Origin of the sequence: Candidatus Pantoea multigeneris (assembly GCF_011752615.1) — a bacterium.
GTDB lineage: Bacteria > Pseudomonadota > Gammaproteobacteria > Enterobacterales > Enterobacteriaceae > Pantoea > Pantoea multigeneris.
The window spans coordinates 22,079-39,718 of the sequence record NZ_VWXF01000003.1 but is presented as its reverse complement, the minus strand read 5'-3'; the positions used below and the strand labels follow the sequence as shown (position 1 = coordinate 39,718).

The following is a 17,640-nucleotide window of genomic DNA, read 5'->3' as shown; positions in this document are numbered from 1 at the left end:
TTAATTGTCGCTTTTACTGCCCCAGTACTGATAGCGATAAGCCGAAGTAAGATGGCGCTCAATAACGCCTTGAGCAAAGACCTCGGTTTCATGCAGATAACTCAAGGTGCAGTTGCCGGCTTCATCCCATAACTGGCACTCATCGGCCGAGTGCAACATGCTGACGGAGGTTTGTTCAGTGGCGTCCAGTTTCCATTCACGGCGCTGGCTGTCATAGGTGTAACGATTTTTACTGCGCTCGGTATCCGCATTCGTCACCTGACCCTGCGCATTCCAGCGATAGCGATTAACCCCGTTACTCTCTTCATCGCTGCCGCGCGCCACACTGTTCTGCAACCGCAACTGCGGATCGTAGTGGTAGGTAATATCGGTAAAGCCATTTTTCCCCATGCTGGTAAAACGGTCTGAACTGCTGGTGATGGTGCCGTGTCGCCCCACATGCCAGCTCACCGTTCCCTGACGATTATCCACCACCTCTTCCTTGCCTTGCCGGATCACTTTAACCAGATAGGCATATTCAGCGACCCAACCGCCCTGCACCCGCGAAATGTGCTGCTCCATGCTAAAGGCAACATTGCGTTCGTTCTTGTCATAGCTGATATCCGCCACCAACAGCGATCCACAGCGATCAAACTGCCCCAGCACTCGCTTCTGTGAATCCACATCCTTGCCAAACTCACCGGCCACCACCTGCTGCACGTTGCCCTTTGCATTCCCGCCCAGCAAAACCCAGTTATTACTGGCAGAGATGGCAGCACTCTTCGCCATACAGACAGGCTTTGCCTGGAGTGATGGACTACAGACCACAAGTAAAGCCGCGATTGCGGTAAAAATGACCTGTTTCATACGCTTACTCCCCAGTCGCCATGTAATCAGTGTAAACCGCTCTGTGCGACGGGGAGAAAAATAATCTTTAGCCTGAATTCACACCAGCACCTGACTGGCTCGTTGCGTCCGGGCGATACGATCGGCCAACCCATTTTCGCCCCCGTTGATACGCCGCGTTAGCGCTTCAACGTTCCCACTGTCGGCGATGGGATTCAGTTTGTTCGCCTGCCAGAACCAACCGGCGGAACGCGCTGCATTCACATCCTGCAGCAGCAAATCGGGTTGATCCAGGAGCGGCAGTGCTAATGCCGTGCCACAGGCGGCGTAATTGGCGCGAAAGGTAATTTGCTTGAGGCCTCGACCACGATAGGTCCAGCCGTCATCAGGTTGTGTATTTCCATAACGGCCACCATACACCAGATTAGCAATCTGCCTTTGGCGCGCTATCGGGACTATCGCTTCACCACTGCGGCGTCCGAGCTGTTGACGCTGCTGCGACGTCAATCGGTTAGCGAAAATGGCCAAACCTGCCACTGAATAGTTAAAGCTCTCCACCAGGCGACTAAAACCGGCGGACTCCGTGCCTGTTTGTGCGATGAAATTCGCCTGGCGTGTTGGGGTATCGATGCCAAACTCTGCCATGGCATCTGTGATGGGTTTAAACCAACGAACCGCGAGCACAGCACTAATGCCTGCCGCCTTCTGGAACTGATCCTGAGTCATAAATAAGCCCTCTGTTAAGCTCTCACTCTTAAGCTTAGACAGAGGGCAAAAAAACCCGGCATTTGCCTGACTGGAATGCTTGTTTTCGGATAAATACGCCAGGAAAAAGACAGCTTATTCGGTTGCTCTAACCAGAACACGCGACTTTTTCCGGCCAATCATTGGTTTTTCAATCAAGAACCATGAGAGTGCAGCCATTACCAGCGTAACCAGCAGCGATAACAACATTGATGACCAGAAACCAATACCTAACTCATTAATTGCAATCTGTTGCACTGGAAATGCATAAATATAGATACCGTAAGAGAAATCAAAGCGCCCTTTAATCAAACGATCGCGGAAGGAGATCCCAATAAGCAGTGTCAAATAGCAAACCGCAACCGTGTACAGCGTTTTCACCAAAATAACATCAAGGCCAGAAAGCAACAGCGCAATCAATGCCACCACCAGCAAGACAACTTTTACTTTGGGATTATTGATCCAGCGGTCGCGATAAACGCAAAACAGTGCACCAACGGCAAAGGGAATAGAGAAATGACTGGTCGCTACCAAAGCAAGCTTCGTGATACCAAAGTGCAGGCACAGTAACTGCAACACCACAGAGCCCACGAGAAATATCCATAACCCTGCGTTATAACGCGAAAACCACTTCAGGCAAAATGCCAGCACTATATAATCAAACACTTCGAAGAAAAGCGTCCACAAACTGCCATTCATGGTATTCGGATAAATATAACCATTAGTGAAGTTATTCATCCCTTCAGGCGTGACACCCACAAACCCAATGCCGGTCAATCCCATCACACGAAGCCAGGTTTTAAGCGCATCCCAGGAGGTCACCCAGTGAAGGAAGCTCTCGCTGCCGAGTAACCCACCGCAAATATAGATGGTAAAAACCAGACACACGGCAAGCCCCGGATACACCCGGAGAAAACGTTTGCGCGCATATTCGAAATCAGAAGAAGAACGCTGGTAACTTTGCGCAATAAGATAGCCAGAAATAGAGAAGAAAATAATCACTGCGGTGGTACCAAACGACTCCAGCCCTAAAACTTGCGGCTCAGAAAACCCACTCAAAGCAAAGTGATGACTATAAATAACAGCAACTGCGGCCAGCAAACGAATGATATCAAAACTATTATCGTGCTTAGCAGAATAATTCGTTGTCATAACACCCTCCCATATAAGTAACGCGCAGGAAAAATCAGTCGGCCGGTTAAACCGCCAACATTTATTATTAAAATAGAACTACACCTGCCAAGGTCACCGGCGTAGTTTAGCTCCCCACGGAGGCTGACCTAATGTGGGGAAAAAGCCTTGTTTCGTCTTATCATAAAACTAATAGAGAAAAAGCACGCAGCAGAGACATGGCTAATCATCGACTCACCCTACCTGTGAATTGAGTCTGCCTGACTGAAAGTGTTTAGTTTCAGGCAATGAGTTACATAACTGGTGTTAAAACAATCGGGCCAATAACGACAAGATGATACTTACAGTAAACTAATACTACCTTTACTATTTAACAACAAATATTTCTCTATATTTCACTGGATTAATCTTAAGACATTGCATTATTACCGCGCTGTGAGGCGCAGGCACAGTGCCGCAACACCGCTGAGGCTGCCTGGCAACACACCACACACACTGTAAGGATATCGTTAGGGAATTAATCATCACTATGGACATTGATAACACATCATTAACTAAATTCACCAAAAAATGCGGGTGTTTGTGACAAGCCTCATGAAAAATTACTCAAATAACACTCAATTGATAAGCACTGTTTTTCAATGATGCAAAAGTTGATCTGGATCAAAATTAGGACTTTTCAGTGTGTTAGGATGCCTCCCGAGTTGTTGTTACGAGATTGGTAAGCAGTTGTCTGACTAAGGTTTTCTGACTGGTTAGTTAGATTTTTCACCCCGCATAATGCGGGGTTTTTTCTTTGTAGCAGAACGGTGACAGGTTTGGCTGGCAAACCGCAGATAAAAAGAACCCCAGCAATAGAGGCCGGGGCTTGGTACTTGCAAACATCACGTCAGGTTCGACGCGCTGCGCGGCAAAAACGGGCAGATTCAGGCAACACGGATATCGCCTACCTGCATCACACTCTTCATTGCTCCTACTATATCGCCATCAACGCAGTTACGGCTGAACTCGTCGACATCAACGTCACTCCCCATCGAAACACCTGCTTTACGGTAGCGCATGGGCGAAGCAATGCGTTGGCTGGCTGAACTGTGAAGCTCCTGCAATCCGACATCCAGGAATTTTTGCACGTTGCTCAAACGTACTCCTGCGCCAGCCATAATGATTGGACCTGGCGTGCTGGCATTAAGTTCCCGCAGTAACACAATTCCGCTTTCCGCACTCTGCTGCTGGCCCGAGGTGAGTACACGAGCCACGCCCAACCCGGCCAACTGATCTAAAGCACGCTTCGGGTTATGGCACAGATCGAAGGCACGATGAAAAGTCACCGCCATTCCTTCACATAGTGACATAAGCTGCTGCATGCGCGGCATATCAATGTGCCCGTCTTCATCGAGCGCCCCAAGCACCACGCCCGGGAACCCCAGCTCCCGCATGATGGCAATATCCGACTTCATGAGCGAAAACTCACGCGCGCTGTAACAAAAATCTCCACCACGCGGGCGTACAATCGGGTGTACCGGTATCGTAATTTCGGCACGGGCTGCCGATAACATACCGGCGGAAGGCGTTAATCCGCCTTCACGGGGTGCACTACAAAGCTCAATGCGGTCCGCACCTGCCTGCTGTGCCGTCAGCGCACAATCTATGCCATAGCAACAAATTTCCAGTGTCAGCATCTGAATCCTCCGGTGGTGGCATCTGGTTGAAAAATCACTGTTCAGATACGGCTAAATAGCGGCCAGCGTGGCCAGACAGCGCTAACTATGGCACTCAATAGTGATTCCTGAATCGACCGGGGTCACAGCAAAGGTTTGAAATTGCATAAATATGACACAGCTTACATTTTGGCGGGTCACCACGGCGTTGAGAAGGTGAATAAATCCACCTTTTGATTACACCCCGATAACAATCAGGGCGCAATGCGAGAAGAGAGAAGCTATTCTTGTTCGCTGGCGACGATCTCTTCCAGGCTCCAGGGATGGAATTTAATGGTGGTTCGGCCATCACTCACCGCCAAAGTGGGGTTTGGTAAGCGCTCATTTTCTCCCTGCGGGCTACTGGTCTTAAAAGTAATGCCTGGTGTGACCAAAGCCTGATCGGCAATCAGTGCCATCGCTCGCACGCCCAATGTGGCAGGATCGCCACGTAAGACGATTTCGATGTGCTCCCAGCCCTCATGGCGATAGAGCTTTTCACCCGGCCACGGCAGTTCAACCACCTTGATCGTCAAACCTGCTACCGCCAGAGGCTGATGCAAGCGATACAGGCAAATTGGGCGACCATTAATCATCGCACGTGAGAATTCCGTGCCAATTTGCAACAGCCCCTGTTGCCAGCGCTCAGCCGTTGCATTTTGGTGGCAACGCAGCGCGATGTGGTCCGCCTCACATCCCACAAGATCCAGACCCAGTAATTGGGAAAATTTCTGTAATTCATTGTCAAAACGTTCTAAATCCTCGGTCAGATCTTCAAGACCTGCGGTTGACAAACTCATCTTCGATCCACCTCATAATATAGTTAGTTTCTTTAATCATTTAATTTAAATTAATGTACAAAATATCGCCACGGTGTAGATCGGACTCATCCGATTTCACCTGTTTTTTGGCTTTATGGCCCCTATTTTACGCGGCTATTTCGGATACATCTATATATCAGGGCCATTAATTAATACACAAAACAGTAATAACACCATGTTTTTATTGGTGTTAATAAGTACAATGAGAAACATCTTAAATTACGGCCGGAGGTTTGCAGTTTTACCTGCATTACCTGTAAATTTGCAGCTTCATTACTGCAAGGAAATTTTTATGGCCATGCTCATTGTTGTTGCAGTCCTGATCGCCGTGACGGGATTTGCTATTTCCCGCCACTGGAAGGTGCGAGCAGACAAAAGCGTTAAAAATACGCGTCGTCATTCACGACGCCGTTAGCAGAAAGTGGGAAGGCAGCTTCCCCCTTTGTCCCTCGTAACGACAACCGCTGCTGACGCCCCGCCACAATTCACGTATACTTAGCCCCTTAATTTTTTGTTTTTCCTGTTGGTTAACCCTAACAGGAGATAACCAGCGGCCCGCTGTTTCTCAGCCGGGCCTTTTCAGCTTATGAAGGTAACGCGGTGAATATTCAGGCTCTTCTTTCCGATAAAGTCAGTCAGGCAATGATTGCGGCTGGCGCACCCGCCGATTGTGAACCTCAGGTTCGCCAGTCGGCCAAGGTCCAGTTTGGTGATTATCAGGCCAATGGCATTATGGCGGTAGCGAAAAAGCTCGGGCAGGCACCGCGCCAGCTGGCTGAGGTCGTGATCCAACATCTGGATCTCACCGGCATTGCCAGCAAAGTTGAAATTGCCGGTCCCGGCTTTATCAACATATTCCTTGATCGCCAGTGGCTGGCAGAGCAGACGGCACAGGCGCTGCAACTTCCTCGTCTCGGCGTGAGCAGCCTGAAACCGCAAACCATCGTTATTGACTATTCAGCGCCTAACGTCGCCAAACAGATGCACGTGGGCCACGTCCGCTCCACCATCATTGGTGATGCGGCCGTTCGTACGCTGGAGTTCCTCGGCCACAAGGTTATTCGCGCTAACCACGTCGGCGACTGGGGCACGCAGTTTGGTATGTTGATTGCCTACCTGGAAAAGCAGCAGAACGAGCATCATGAAGATATCGCCCTAGCGGATCTCGAAGAATTCTACCGTGAAGCCAAAGTCACTTATGACGCGGATGAAGCTTTCGCAGAGCGCGCTCGTGGCTACGTCGTGAAGCTGCAAGGGGGCGATGAGTATTGCCGCACCCTGTGGAAGAAGCTGGTCGACATTACCATGAGCCAAAATCAGGAAGTGTACGATCGCCTGAATGTCACTCTGACCCGTAACGATGTCATGGGTGAAAGCCTGTATAACGACATGTTGCCTGGCATCGTCAGCGATCTGCGCGAAAAAGGCCTGGCCGTCACCAGTGAAGGTGCCACCGTGGTGTTCCTTGATGAGTTCAAAAACAAGGAAGGCGAAGCGATGGGCGTCATCATCCAGAAAAAGGATGGCGGCTACCTTTACACCACCACGGACATTGCCTGTGCGAAGTACCGCTATGAAACGCTGGGTGCAGACCGCGTGCTCTACTACATCGACTCACGCCAGCATCAGCATCTGCAACAGGCATGGACCATCGTGCGTAAGGCCGGTTATGTACCGGAATCGGTACCTTTAGAGCATCACGCGTTTGGCATGATGTTAGGCAAAGATGGACGTCCGTTCAAAACCCGTAGCGGTGGCACCATTAAACTGGCGGACCTGCTGGATGAGGCGGTCGATCGCGCACATGCATTGGTGAGCGAGAAAAACCCAGAGATGTCTGCGCAGGAGCTGAAAGATCTGGCGGAAGTCGTGGGGATCGGCGCAGTGAAATATGCCGACCTGTCAAAAAGCCGCACCACAGATTACATTTTTGACTGGGATAACATGCTGGCCTTTGAAGGCAACACCGCGCCATACATGCAGTATGCTTACACCCGCGTACTCTCTGTGTTCCGCAAGGCCGGAATTGAAGCCGATTCGCTCAATGCACCGGTGATCATCACAGAAGATCGTGAAGCACTGTTGGCAACGCGTTTGCTGCAGTTTGAAGAGACCATCACTCAGGTTGCCCGTGACGGCACGCCGCATGTGATGTGTGCTTACCTCTACGACCTGGCGGGTCTGTTCTCAGGCTTCTACGAGCACTGCCCAATTCTGAGTGCAGAGGATGAAGCCACGCGTGACAGCCGCCTGCAACTGGCCGCGCTGACCGCAAAAACCCTGAAACAGGGTCTCAATACGTTGGGAATTAAAACCGTAGACCGGATGTAATGTTTACTCTGCGGTCACTGAATATCAGTGGCCGCAGTTCTCATCTTTTCACTCATCCCTCTGATTTTCATCCTCCTTATATTCAGTGATAGTTCACCATCACTTCGCTGCTTACAACGCGCAGTCCCGGTGGCAGATCACCTTTTCCCGTAAAACCAAACGCAAAATGCAGTGCCTGATTAGCAGGCAGGTGTGCCAGGCCCAGCGTGATGCCGCTGGCCCCTTCCAGCAAGACACAACGTTGAGGTGCGCACAGCCGTACCTTCAGGCCAGAAGGCGCGGGCATATTAAGCTGATAACGCCAGTTGACCATAGTGATTTCCCCGCTCACGCCTGTTGCAGGCGGCAATGCCGGTGAAACCAGCCAGCTTCCGCGCTGAGTTAAGCCCGGCCCACTCACGCTTGCATGCCAGCCGCCGCTGGCCGCATGGGCCATCAACGGCAACAATAACAATCCCCACAGGCTCTGCATGTTATTTGCCTCCGATGGTGGCGGTCATACGAATTTGACGGTTTTCACTCAGTTCCATGTTTGAGAGCACCACCAGCTGTGGCAGGTTACGACGCAGGAAGCGGGCTAATAAGGCGCGTAATGGATGGTTAACGAGCAGCACCGGCGGCGCACCCAGCATCTCCTGACGTTGTACCGCGTCTTGCGCCTGCGTCAGCAGACGGTCGGCAAGGCCTGGCTCCAGCCCGCCGCCGCCTTGTAGCGCCTGGAGTAACAGGCGTTCAAGCGTGGCATCAAGACCAATCACCTGTACTTCATCCCCGCCCGGATACCACTGCTGCGTAATCGCACGGCCCAGGGCTACGCGCACCACGCTGGTGAGTTCCTGGGGATCGTTCTGTACCGGCGCGTGTTCTGCGAGGGTTTCAATAATGGTGCGCATATCGCGAATCGACACGCGTTCAATCAACAGATTCTGTAGCACTTTATGCAGCGTGGTCAGGGTGATTACGCCTGGTACCAGGTCTTCCGTCAGCTTCGGCATATCTTTGGTCACGCGCTCCAGCAGTTGCTGTGCTTCCTGACGGCCAAACAACTCGCTCGCAAACTGGCCGATCAAGTGGTTAAGATGCGTTGCCACCACGGTACTGGCTTCAACCACAGTAAAGCCCTGAATCTGCGCCTGCTCTTTAAGCGCAGCATCGATCCAGATCGCAGCCAGTCCAAAAGCAGGATCGACCGTGGCTTCGCCCGGCAAAGTGCCCGCAGCCGTACCGGGGTTGATCGCCATCCAGCGGCCCGGCCAGGCATCGCCACTGCCAATCTCTACCCCTTTCATCAGGATACGATAGCGCGAAGGTGGCAGATCCATGTTGTCACGGATATGCACCACCGGCGGCAGGAAGCCCAGTTCCTGCGCCACTTTTTTACGGATACTGCGGATACGTCCCAGCAACTCACCATTTTGCAGATGATCAACCATGGGGATCAGTCGATAGCCCACTTCCATCCCCAGCGAATCTTCCAGCTGTACATCGCTCCAGGAAGCTTCCACCACCGACTGGCTCTCCTGCGGCTTGCTGCTAACCACGGCGGAAGCCGGATTTTTCGGCTGCATCTCACGACCGCGCACCCACCAGGCCAGGCCCAATAAACCTGCGGTGAACAACAGAAACACCAGGTTTGGCATTCCCGGCACCAGGCCAAGCAATCCCAACACCCCGGCACTCAATACCATCACGCGGGGGTTATTAAACAGCTGCCCCACCATCTGCTCACCGACGTCCTGATCGGTACTCACACGCGTGACGATGACACCCGCAGCCGTCGAGATCACCAGCGCCGGGATCTGTGCCACCAGGCCATCACCAATGGTTAACAGGGTGTAACTCTCCGCGGCATGGCCCAGATCCAGACCGTGCTGCACCACACCCACCAGTAATCCCCCGATCACGTTGATCACCATGATCATGATCCCGGCGATAGCATCACCACGAACAAACTTACTGGCACCGTCCATGGAACCGTAGAAATCGGCTTCCTGGGTGACATCCGAACGCCGCCGTTTCGCTTCGTCTTCGCCAATCAGTCCGGCATTCAGGTCGGCGTCAATGGCCATCTGTTTGCCCGGCATACCATCCAGTACAAAGCGTGCGCCCACTTCAGCAATACGCCCGGCACCTTTGGTGATCACCATAAAGTTGATGATCACCAGAATAATGAACACCACGATACCGATGGCAAAATTACCGCCCACCAGGAAGTGACCAAAGGCCTCCACCACACGACCCGCAGCGCCAGCGCCGGTGTGTCCTTCAAGCAAAATAATACGTGTTGATGCCACATTCAGAGAGAGTCGCAGCAAGGTGGAGAACAGCAAGATGGTCGGAAACGCGGCAAAGTCGAGCGTGCGCTGAGTGAACATCGCCACCAACAGCACCATGATCGACAGGGCAATATTGAAGGTAAACAGAAGATCGAGAATAAAGGGCGGTAGCGGCAGCACCATCATCGACAGGATCAGAAGAATCAGTACTGGCCCCGCCAGCACCTGCCATTGGGTCTCTTTCAGATTCCCCGGTAAACGCAGTTTTTCGGCCAGGTTAGCCATGATTTTGCTTCTCTCCTGCTATGTCCATCTCTGCCGGCACTGGCAGGTTATCGGGTTTTTTCGGGATCAGTCCGCCTTCACGCTTCCAGCGGCGCAGCTGCCACACCCAGGCCAAGACCTCGGCCACTGCAGCATACAATGCGCCAGGAATAGCCTGACCAATCTCAGTATGGCGATACAATGCACGCGCCAGAGGCGGTGCTTCCAGCAACGGCACACGATGTTCTGCCGCCACTTCTCGAATTTTCAACGCCACTTCTCCCATGCCTTTCGCCAACACTTTGGGGGCGCTCATCTTCTTTTCGTTGTATTGCAGCGCCACGGCATAGTGGGTGGGGTTGGTCACAATCACGTCCGCTTTTGGCACATCAGACATCATGCGGCGGCGTGCGGCGGCGCGCATTTGTTGACGAATACGCCCTTTCACGTGCGGGTCGCCCTCCTGCTGTTTGAACTCGTCGCGGATCTCCTGACGGCTCATACGCAACTTTTTGTAATAGCTATAGATTTGCCAGAAAACGTCATAGCCCACCATGGGAATCAGGCCGAGCATCACCAGCGCACACCCCATGGCAATCATGTTCAAGCCGTGACGCAGGGCCATTTCCGGTGACTGGCTCATCAGCCGCAGCATCTCCGGCCAGTGTGTCCAGATAAACCAGCCGCCCACGCAGCCGACTAACACCGCTTTAAGCACACCTTTAAACAGTTCAACCCAGGCCTGCATCGCGAACATCCGTTGCAGGCCCGGCAGTGGATTGAGCTTGGTGAGGTCGAACTTGATCACTTTGCTGTTCAGTACGATGCCGCCCAGCAGCATAGGTGCCGCAATGGCAACCAGCACCAGGCCCGCCATCATCGGCAAAATGGCCAGCACTGCCTGGCCGATGAGATCGCCGACGTGTACGCCGGTTTGTTTGTCATCCGTCACCATGCCATGGTCGAACAGCAACCCGCTCGCCAGCATATCCGCCAGCCGCTGCGCCATCGCACCGCCGCCCATCCACAGGATCATGATGCCCGTCAGCAACATCAGTAATGACGTCAGCTCGCGCGATCGTGGGATTTGCCCCTCCTCACGCGCTTTTTCTATTCGGTGGGGTGTGGCCGATTCTGTTTTGTCGTCATCGCTGTCATCAGCCATAACACACCTCTCGACTCGCAGGAATGGTCGCTACAGGATGCCAAAGGTGATCGCAGCTAATGCGAGAAATACAGGGGTGAAAGAGGGGCTTTTTAGGCAATAGAGCTGAGGGCACAACTGAAGCAAGAGAGTAAATCAGCAGGCTTTACACTTCGGCCACTGTCTCATGCTGAGTAGACAGTGGCCAAAGAAGCCTACACCGGTGCTGTTCACGCAGTTAATTTCCCTCATCCTCTTTTAAAATTTCCTGTATTAACGCCTGAAGGTTCCCTTTAAATTGATAATCATACGAACCGGTCATGAGATTTGCTACATTTTCCGTGTGGCTAACACCGTCTGAGGTAGCCGATTTAACATTTTTGCCCAGAGATTCATTAATGCCATTTAAGATGTTTTTTTGGGTTGAGGTTAATCGCCCCCGCCCTTCCGATGAATTCAGTTTTTTTGTAACTTCCTCGCCTGGATTAGTTAGTTTTGAGAACAGTTTCTTGTTTGCCCTCTGTTGTAAATCAGTCACCAATTTTTTCGCATTTTTTAAAGAAGCAGAAACCCCATTCCCGATACCTTTTAAAATTGGCGCTGTTATTTTACCTAAAAATAAGCCAAATAGTTCAGATATCACCATCGCTTCCAACTCCTGTCCTAATGCCTCTCTCTTTTCTGGCGTATCGGCAGCAAGATAACTGATTAATGTCGGTGCCAGTCCTAGCACCGCAAATGCCACCAGTCCCGTAGTAACCATATACGGCACGCCTGCTAACCCAAGAAACGTCAAAGGAAATGCAAGAAATTGCAAAAGTTGCCCTCCCAGGTTTTTAAAGAATTCAATGTAAACCTCAGTTGAAGTTTCAACCAATGTATCAATATCCCTCGCCACCTTTGCTATTTGCCATTCGCGCATTTGTTCATAAACTTGATTCAATGTATATCGCTGAGTTCCAAGTGAAAATTCTTTTAGTCTATATGACTCTTCATCTAAGTGAAGGTGAGGTTTCAACCACTCAATGAGATTATCATTTCTTTTCAAATCATCAAGTCGATGAATAATCAAAGGAGGGCGGTCATCTCTAGTTGACAATAGTGCAAGTATATTTTTCATTTGCGAATCCTTGCAATTTACAACGAATACCCCATGAACTACAGTCCGAATAACAGGCCCCTCATTATGTAAAAGTCTGATCGCTGGGTTAGCGTCGACAGTGATACCTTGATACCTTCTGACACGTGTCAGGGCTTTATCTACTTGGGGCTTAATGATAGCGCGTTGAATATTCTTATCCTCTGCAGACAACTCTTTTTTTCTATTCACATACCTCTTTTCGAAATTAATGTCATTCAATGTGTTAAGCAACCTCTCTCTACTTTGAAGATAGCCAGGCCAACTGGTTGACATAATATGGTTTTTACTATATTCATCACTTTTTATCACACCAGATAAGACAACATTCTTAAGAATCGTCTCACGTAAGCTTAATGATTCATTACGATATATAGGTGGTCCAGTTGCTATTCTTATCGGAGAATATTTTGCTGTCCTCTGTGACTTCATGAAGAATTTAACATTTTGCTCCAAGTCAATTTTAGTATTTTCAGGAACGCCATAATCTTTAATGGCATCAATAATTTGTTTATCCAGCCACGTTCTGGCATCCAACATAGCGATAGCATCGTTCTTTCCACGATTTTCCTTCATGACTTCATCAAATGCAGCATTAGCCCTTTTATTTACTTCTACATCAGTAAGTGACCGGGACAACTTAAAATCCTCTTCCGTCATCCCTGAGTTATAGTTCTGCATCACCCATCCATGACTATCCGGCTCCCAGTTAACGATTTTTCCGGGATGATCGCTGGTGGGAGCAAATAAATTGAGAGTATTAAATCCAGGTGAGAGTGCAACTGACACAGGAAATTGCTTATCAAAATATGCTTTGGAATTTTCTGAATACTGCGTAATGGTTATCAATGAATCAAGAGACACCTCGGGTGCATTAACATTAATCCAAATTTTGACTTCTTTTGGAACGAATATTTCTGTATTTCTCAGTGCTGAACTAAACCTCCCTTCTACTTTCGAAATTGAACTATTACCATTCACACAATACAGCACCTCGCCACCTTGCCAGTGAATAGACAGTCCTTCTAAGCGGCGATCACCTTTACATTCTTCCTGAAACTGTTCAATAACATCTCTTTTCCAGTTGGCATTTTTCAGGGTTTCAGCACGTTTACTGGATCTCTCAGTTTCTGAGTAAGAAAAGTTTTCACGATATTTTTGTGGGATGAAACTTTTCTTATAGACTTCATGATTATTCCTGTCGTAGGCTGTGATTAAAAAAACTTTAGTTGAAGGAAAATCCGACTCAGCATCACTCTTACTCATAAGCTGGGGCATTTTTTCTAACCGCCAGGTCGCATCGGTAAGCAGGCTGTTATTTCCTGTCACAAAAACATTTCTAAGTGTTGACTGTGAAACCTCGTCAATAATCTCAGGCGTTAAGGTATTATAGCTTTCATCACTGATACTTCCTACTCTGGCACGATAATTTTCAGGTAAACCTTCCATATCTTTATTTATCTGTTGAGAAATATCAGCATGCCACTCTTCTTCTTTGTAACTTTTTTTTGGTAAATAATTTTTTGAGAATTTAACCTCATCATTTGCTTCAAGGTCCAAATGAAAATACCGTCCTAGGGGGAATGAACGCACACCACCTCGCTTATCTCGCAGAATTCCAATAACCCTCTTTCCAGAATTACCCCATGAAAGATAACCTTTGGTATTTTTAACCGATAATGCACGCGCAGATCCTTTGTTAAGGACGGGATCATAAACCATACCTATTTCAATGAGGTCTATCTTGATTTTTTCATTGACACCTTTACGCCCGGATAAAACCTCGTAAGCCTTACAGCGTTGCTGATAAGAAACATTCACAATAGTGCTTAATATTTCTTCGGTACTCATGGATTGCCAGTCTCGGTCTCGGTTTGCCTCAGCCAAACGCTGTGTTTCAGCTCTTTTTTGGGCTTCGTCTGCCCGCCTCTCTGCATCTCTTTGATTGACATTTTCCCGTAATTTATTTCGTATCCCGCTCCCCATCGCAAAGGAATTTGGGCCGGATTGTCTCTCTTGAGGAAACGTATGAATGTGTCTGGCATAGAAAGGAGTACCATCATTCTGGATATCGGAAACTGCATCGATATATTTATTATTTTCTGTATCAGCCTGCTGCATCGCAGCCCGTATCTGTTCTGGTGACGCCGTGGCGGCATCATCCCCCAGAGTCTCCAGAAGCCTCTCAGCCGTAAGGGCCAATAGTTCGCTGCCGCTGCCCTCCTCTTTTTCATCCAGCATCTCTAGCTGCCGATGTAAGTTTTTCGCCTGTTGGGCGTAGCGCCACCAGTAATAGCCGCCTACCGTGGCCGGGAGCAACAGCGCCGCCCCTACTGACCAGAACAGGCGTTCATTATTATTCAGCGTGGCTTTCAGGCGGCTTAACACGCCCTGGGGGGCTTCATGCTGGGCGTCAGCCGCCTGTTCCGCCTCCCTGCCGACTAAATCCGGCGGCGTTGCGGATAACTCATCCTCAGGAATTTCTCCGCGCCGGTAGGCATCATAAACTTTACCGGCCCGAATACCTGCTCCCATGCCTGATATCAGTAATGAAAGAACGCCGGACCCCAGGCTTACGCCTTTGGCGATTTTCCTGCGTTTCTCAATACCCGTAAGCTGCCCGATAAGCTGATTTCTGTAAGCCTCTTGTTCTTCCGGATGCTCAAATTCCGGTATTCCCTGTGCATGTTCCTGATTTCTGAATAACGCATAGAGTCCGGCACCGCCCGCAATCACCGCAGACCCGATGGCAACGCCTTTAATCGCATTTTTCTTCGTGCTGCTCATATTTTGCCAGCGTTGATAAACCTCCTGCCCCTGTCCCCGGGTATACTGGCTGAGATTTCTCCATGCGCTGGCAGCCTGCGGTATAAATGTCTGAACCGCTGAACGTAACTCAGCAGGTTCGGTGACATCGTCATTAAGACTGATTTCCTCAAACCCCTGCAACGTCAGGTCATCGGTTTTTCCTTTATTTGTGAAGTAATCTATTACGCTATTACGTACTGAAGATACTCTGCTCGTCCCCAGCGTATTAAATTTTCTGAGCGCGCTTATCGCGTTATTTTTACCCGTACGTAGCGTGCTGCTGGTAAAATTTCCGATCTCTTCTTTATTCAACCATTTCGTGACATCAAACGCTGACAATTGTGCAATCTTTGCCCGCTGCTGCTGGAGAAAGCCGGGGGTTACACCCGCCTGTTGAGATGCTTCTTCAGCGTTATCCGCCAGGATATTTTCAGCGCCTGCCCCCAGCGCAATATCTATCACCGGGTTTAGCCCCGCTGCCATTTCATTCTGTAGCGCTACCACGGCTGGCGTCGGATGGGCTTCGGCCTGGCTTTCCACGTTTGATAATAATTCAGCTCCCCAATTGAGAAGAGATGCGTGATCCTCAACCTGAGGCACGCCCACAGAGAGATCCCATGCGGTACGAATCATCGGCAGCCAGCTTATCATCGGCTGTAGCATCCTCAGATCCTGCTCAGGGAAGTACTGCATATAGGTATATAACGTTGACTGCGCCTGCTGGATTGCCTGCTTTTTCTCCTCCAGCGAAGACGCGGTTCCCTGCAGGCGGCTGACCTGCCACAACTGCCACATCAGCCCTAATTTAATCAGTTTATCGAGCATTTTTATCAGGGGCACATCCCTGATGTACTCACTCAATCTTGAGATTAATATTTCCAGCCAGTTATCTTTATTGGATAAATCATTCAGCAGCAACATCAGCGTTTTGATTACCGCCCCCAGCAAAGGAAACCGTTCCACTTCTTTGAGCAAGGCCGAATCTTTTTTATTCAGTTCATCGCTGAGATTTTTCAATGCGGCGGCGGGAAGCTGACGCCATGTCATCGAACCCCAGGTGGCAACAAATTCGGAATTCCAGCCAAGGTTAACGATATTTATTGCTGCAACAAATGCGCCGAGTGAGTAATCCACGCCCGTTTTGAGCAGTGAGACGGTTAAATCCCACCACTGCGTTTCACTGGCGCAGGCTTTAACAAACTCTATCCAGCCCATGTCAGATTGCATCACCTTAAGCATATTTTTAAACAACATGCCGGAATAGCTGCCTGCCTGGGTATACTGACCCGCCTGCCTGAGAATGGCGCCTACTTCGCGGCCAATATGCAACCTGTTTTCACCTGCGGTATCCTCACTCCCCTCCATCAGTTTTTGGGTGAATTTATCGTCAGTGACGCGCAGGAAATAATCCAGCGAGGTTGCGACTGAACCATGGCGCAGGTCTATTTCACTGGCTTCCAGCTTAAGGGTATCCAGAGTCTGGAAGGCCTCAGCGATCAGCGGTATTTTCTGTCTGATGAGCGGATAAATAATCTGCATGACCTCCTCATGTTGCAACATATGAAACATGACTTTCATACGCTCTCCCGGACTTCCTGCGGCAGAGTAGGCTTGCGTGTATCCTTTAATCCACGCCAGGGTTCCGGGTAACTCCCCCTCACCGAGTTCGGCTACCCACTGCTGCAAGTAGAGATATAAATCCTGAACCTGGTGAATAAACTCCGTGGCCCATTCGGGTAATAACGCGGAATCAAAGATAAGGTTAAGATAATCGGTAATGCTGTTACGCGGCGCGGTGTAAATTCTGACTGACCATTGAATATGTTGCTTAAGTGAAACTAAATGCTCTCTCCAGTAAGAGAGAAAATCTTTATCAACATGGCTGACCACACTGGGAAGTGACAATACGTTGATAAAGGTATCCAGCATAGCGGGAATATCTTCCGGACTGAGGGCGGTACTGATTTTTAGTGACAAGCCGTCAAATGCGGTCAGCGTAGCGGAGACATCGTCGCTCCAGCCGGTGTCGAGAGAATCAATTAGCGAGCGAAAGGCGGCAATTTTTCTGCTTAAAGAAATCGTGTCGTCATTAATTATTGACCGCACTTCGTTAAGTTGCTGCTCTATCTTATCCAGCGGTTTGAGATATTGTTCGCAGACCATAATAAAATAGGCATGAAGCAGTTGATAAATCATCCGTTGAAAAACGGGCAGCATCGTTTTAGCCAGGATTACAGCCCCTTTATTTGATGGGGAATCAATTACTGGATTAGCACTCACTTCTGATGATAACAGCGAAGTCTCTTCCATTAACCTGCCTTGACTATATGTTAGCGCATCATCCTCGGTTAAAGCATCATTCCCTTGTTGATTTAATACATCATAATCAGACATTTTCATCTCCAGACAGAGTTAACCCTTTGCCGCCGCGATAAAAAATGCATCAAATTGAAAATATATA

The 17,640-nt window shown here is 49.6% G+C and carries 11 protein-coding genes; 2 read left to right on the top strand and 9 right to left on the bottom strand.

What is annotated here, in order from left to right; genetic code table 11:
* From F3J40_RS08985 to F3J40_RS08965, 5 genes are all read right to left on the bottom strand, one after another.
* Window positions 1-846, bottom strand: coding sequence for a hypothetical protein (locus tag F3J40_RS08985; protein ID WP_167013905.1), 846 nt, complete (start codon window positions 844-846; stop codon window positions 1-3).
* Window positions 847-924: 78 nt separating this feature from the next.
* Window positions 925-1,551, bottom strand: coding sequence for a glycoside hydrolase family 19 protein (locus F3J40_RS08980; RefSeq protein ID WP_167013903.1), 627 nt, complete (start codon window positions 1,549-1,551; stop codon window positions 925-927).
* 114 nt (window positions 1,552-1,665) lie between these two features.
* The gene (locus F3J40_RS08975; protein ID WP_167013901.1) at window positions 1,666-2,721 is read right to left on the bottom strand and encodes an acyltransferase family protein; all 1,056 of its coding nucleotides are present in this window, start codon (window positions 2,719-2,721) and stop codon (window positions 1,666-1,668) included.
* 905 nt (window positions 2,722-3,626) lie between these two features.
* A complete protein-coding gene (gene cutC, locus F3J40_RS08970; protein WP_167013899.1) occupies window positions 3,627-4,379 on the bottom strand; it encodes a copper homeostasis protein CutC in 753 nt (250 codons plus the stop codon).
* Window positions 4,380-4,639: 260 nt separating this feature from the next.
* On the bottom strand, window positions 4,640-5,197 hold the full coding sequence (locus F3J40_RS08965; protein WP_167013897.1) for a VOC family protein: 558 nt from the start codon (window positions 5,195-5,197) through the stop codon (window positions 4,640-4,642).
* Between the two features lie 313 nt (window positions 5,198-5,510).
* Between F3J40_RS08965 and F3J40_RS25050 the strand changes: the two genes are divergently transcribed.
* Window positions 5,511-5,633, top strand: coding sequence for a hypothetical protein (locus F3J40_RS25050; protein WP_255464851.1), 123 nt, complete (start codon window positions 5,511-5,513; stop codon window positions 5,631-5,633).
* Between the two features lie 185 nt (window positions 5,634-5,818).
* Window positions 5,819-7,549: an arginine--tRNA ligase gene (argS, locus tag F3J40_RS08960; protein WP_167013895.1), complete on the top strand. Its 1,731-nt coding sequence runs from the start codon at window positions 5,819-5,821 to the stop codon at window positions 7,547-7,549.
* 82 nt (window positions 7,550-7,631) lie between these two features.
* Here argS and flhE read toward each other — a convergent pair whose 3' ends face one another.
* The 4 genes from flhE to F3J40_RS08940 form a co-directional block, all read right to left on the bottom strand.
* The gene (gene flhE / locus F3J40_RS08955; protein ID WP_167013893.1) at window positions 7,632-8,021 is read right to left on the bottom strand and encodes a flagellar protein FlhE; all 390 of its coding nucleotides are present in this window, start codon (window positions 8,019-8,021) and stop codon (window positions 7,632-7,634) included.
* Window position 8,022: 1 nt separating this feature from the next.
* Window positions 8,023-10,110 (bottom strand): flagellar biosynthesis protein FlhA, encoded by a 2,088-nt coding sequence (flhA, locus tag F3J40_RS08950; protein ID WP_167013891.1) that lies wholly within the window; start codon window positions 10,108-10,110, stop codon window positions 8,023-8,025.
* Window positions 10,103-11,254: a flagellar biosynthesis protein FlhB gene (gene flhB, locus F3J40_RS08945; RefSeq protein WP_167013889.1), complete on the bottom strand. Its 1,152-nt coding sequence runs from the start codon at window positions 11,252-11,254 to the stop codon at window positions 10,103-10,105. The genes flhA and flhB overlap by 8 nt, the downstream gene beginning before the upstream one ends.
* A 217-nt stretch (window positions 11,255-11,471) precedes the next feature.
* Complete coding sequence (locus F3J40_RS08940; RefSeq protein ID WP_167013887.1) at window positions 11,472-17,573, bottom strand: hypothetical protein; 6,102 nt, start codon at window positions 17,571-17,573, stop codon at window positions 11,472-11,474.
* Window positions 17,574-17,640 lie beyond the last annotated feature (67 nt).

What these genes read in the sequence shown, in the direction of transcription:
- flhA (WP_167013891.1), bottom strand. Translation starts at nt 10,110, where the DNA reads ATGGCTAACCTGGCCGAAAAACTGCGTTTACCGGGGAATCTGAAAGAG.
- F3J40_RS08985 (WP_167013905.1), bottom strand. Translation starts at nt 846, where the DNA reads ATGAAACAGGTCATTTTTACCGCAATCGCGGCTTTACTTGTGGTCTGT.
- flhB (WP_167013889.1), bottom strand. Translation starts at nt 11,254, where the DNA reads ATGGCTGATGACAGCGATGACGACAAAACAGAATCGGCCACACCCCAC.
- F3J40_RS08965 (WP_167013897.1), bottom strand. Translation starts at nt 5,197, where the DNA reads ATGAGTTTGTCAACCGCAGGTCTTGAAGATCTGACCGAGGATTTAGAA.
- F3J40_RS08940 (WP_167013887.1), bottom strand. Translation starts at nt 17,573, where the DNA reads ATGTCTGATTATGATGTATTAAATCAACAAGGGAATGATGCTTTAACC.
- cutC (WP_167013899.1), bottom strand. Translation starts at nt 4,379, where the DNA reads ATGCTGACACTGGAAATTTGTTGCTATGGCATAGATTGTGCGCTGACG.
- F3J40_RS25050 (WP_255464851.1), top strand. Translation starts at nt 5,511, where the DNA reads ATGGCCATGCTCATTGTTGTTGCAGTCCTGATCGCCGTGACGGGATTT.
- F3J40_RS08975 (WP_167013901.1), bottom strand. Translation starts at nt 2,721, where the DNA reads ATGACAACGAATTATTCTGCTAAGCACGATAATAGTTTTGATATCATT.
- F3J40_RS08980 (WP_167013903.1), bottom strand. Translation starts at nt 1,551, where the DNA reads ATGACTCAGGATCAGTTCCAGAAGGCGGCAGGCATTAGTGCTGTGCTC.
- flhE (WP_167013893.1), bottom strand. Translation starts at nt 8,021, where the DNA reads ATGCAGAGCCTGTGGGGATTGTTATTGTTGCCGTTGATGGCCCATGCG.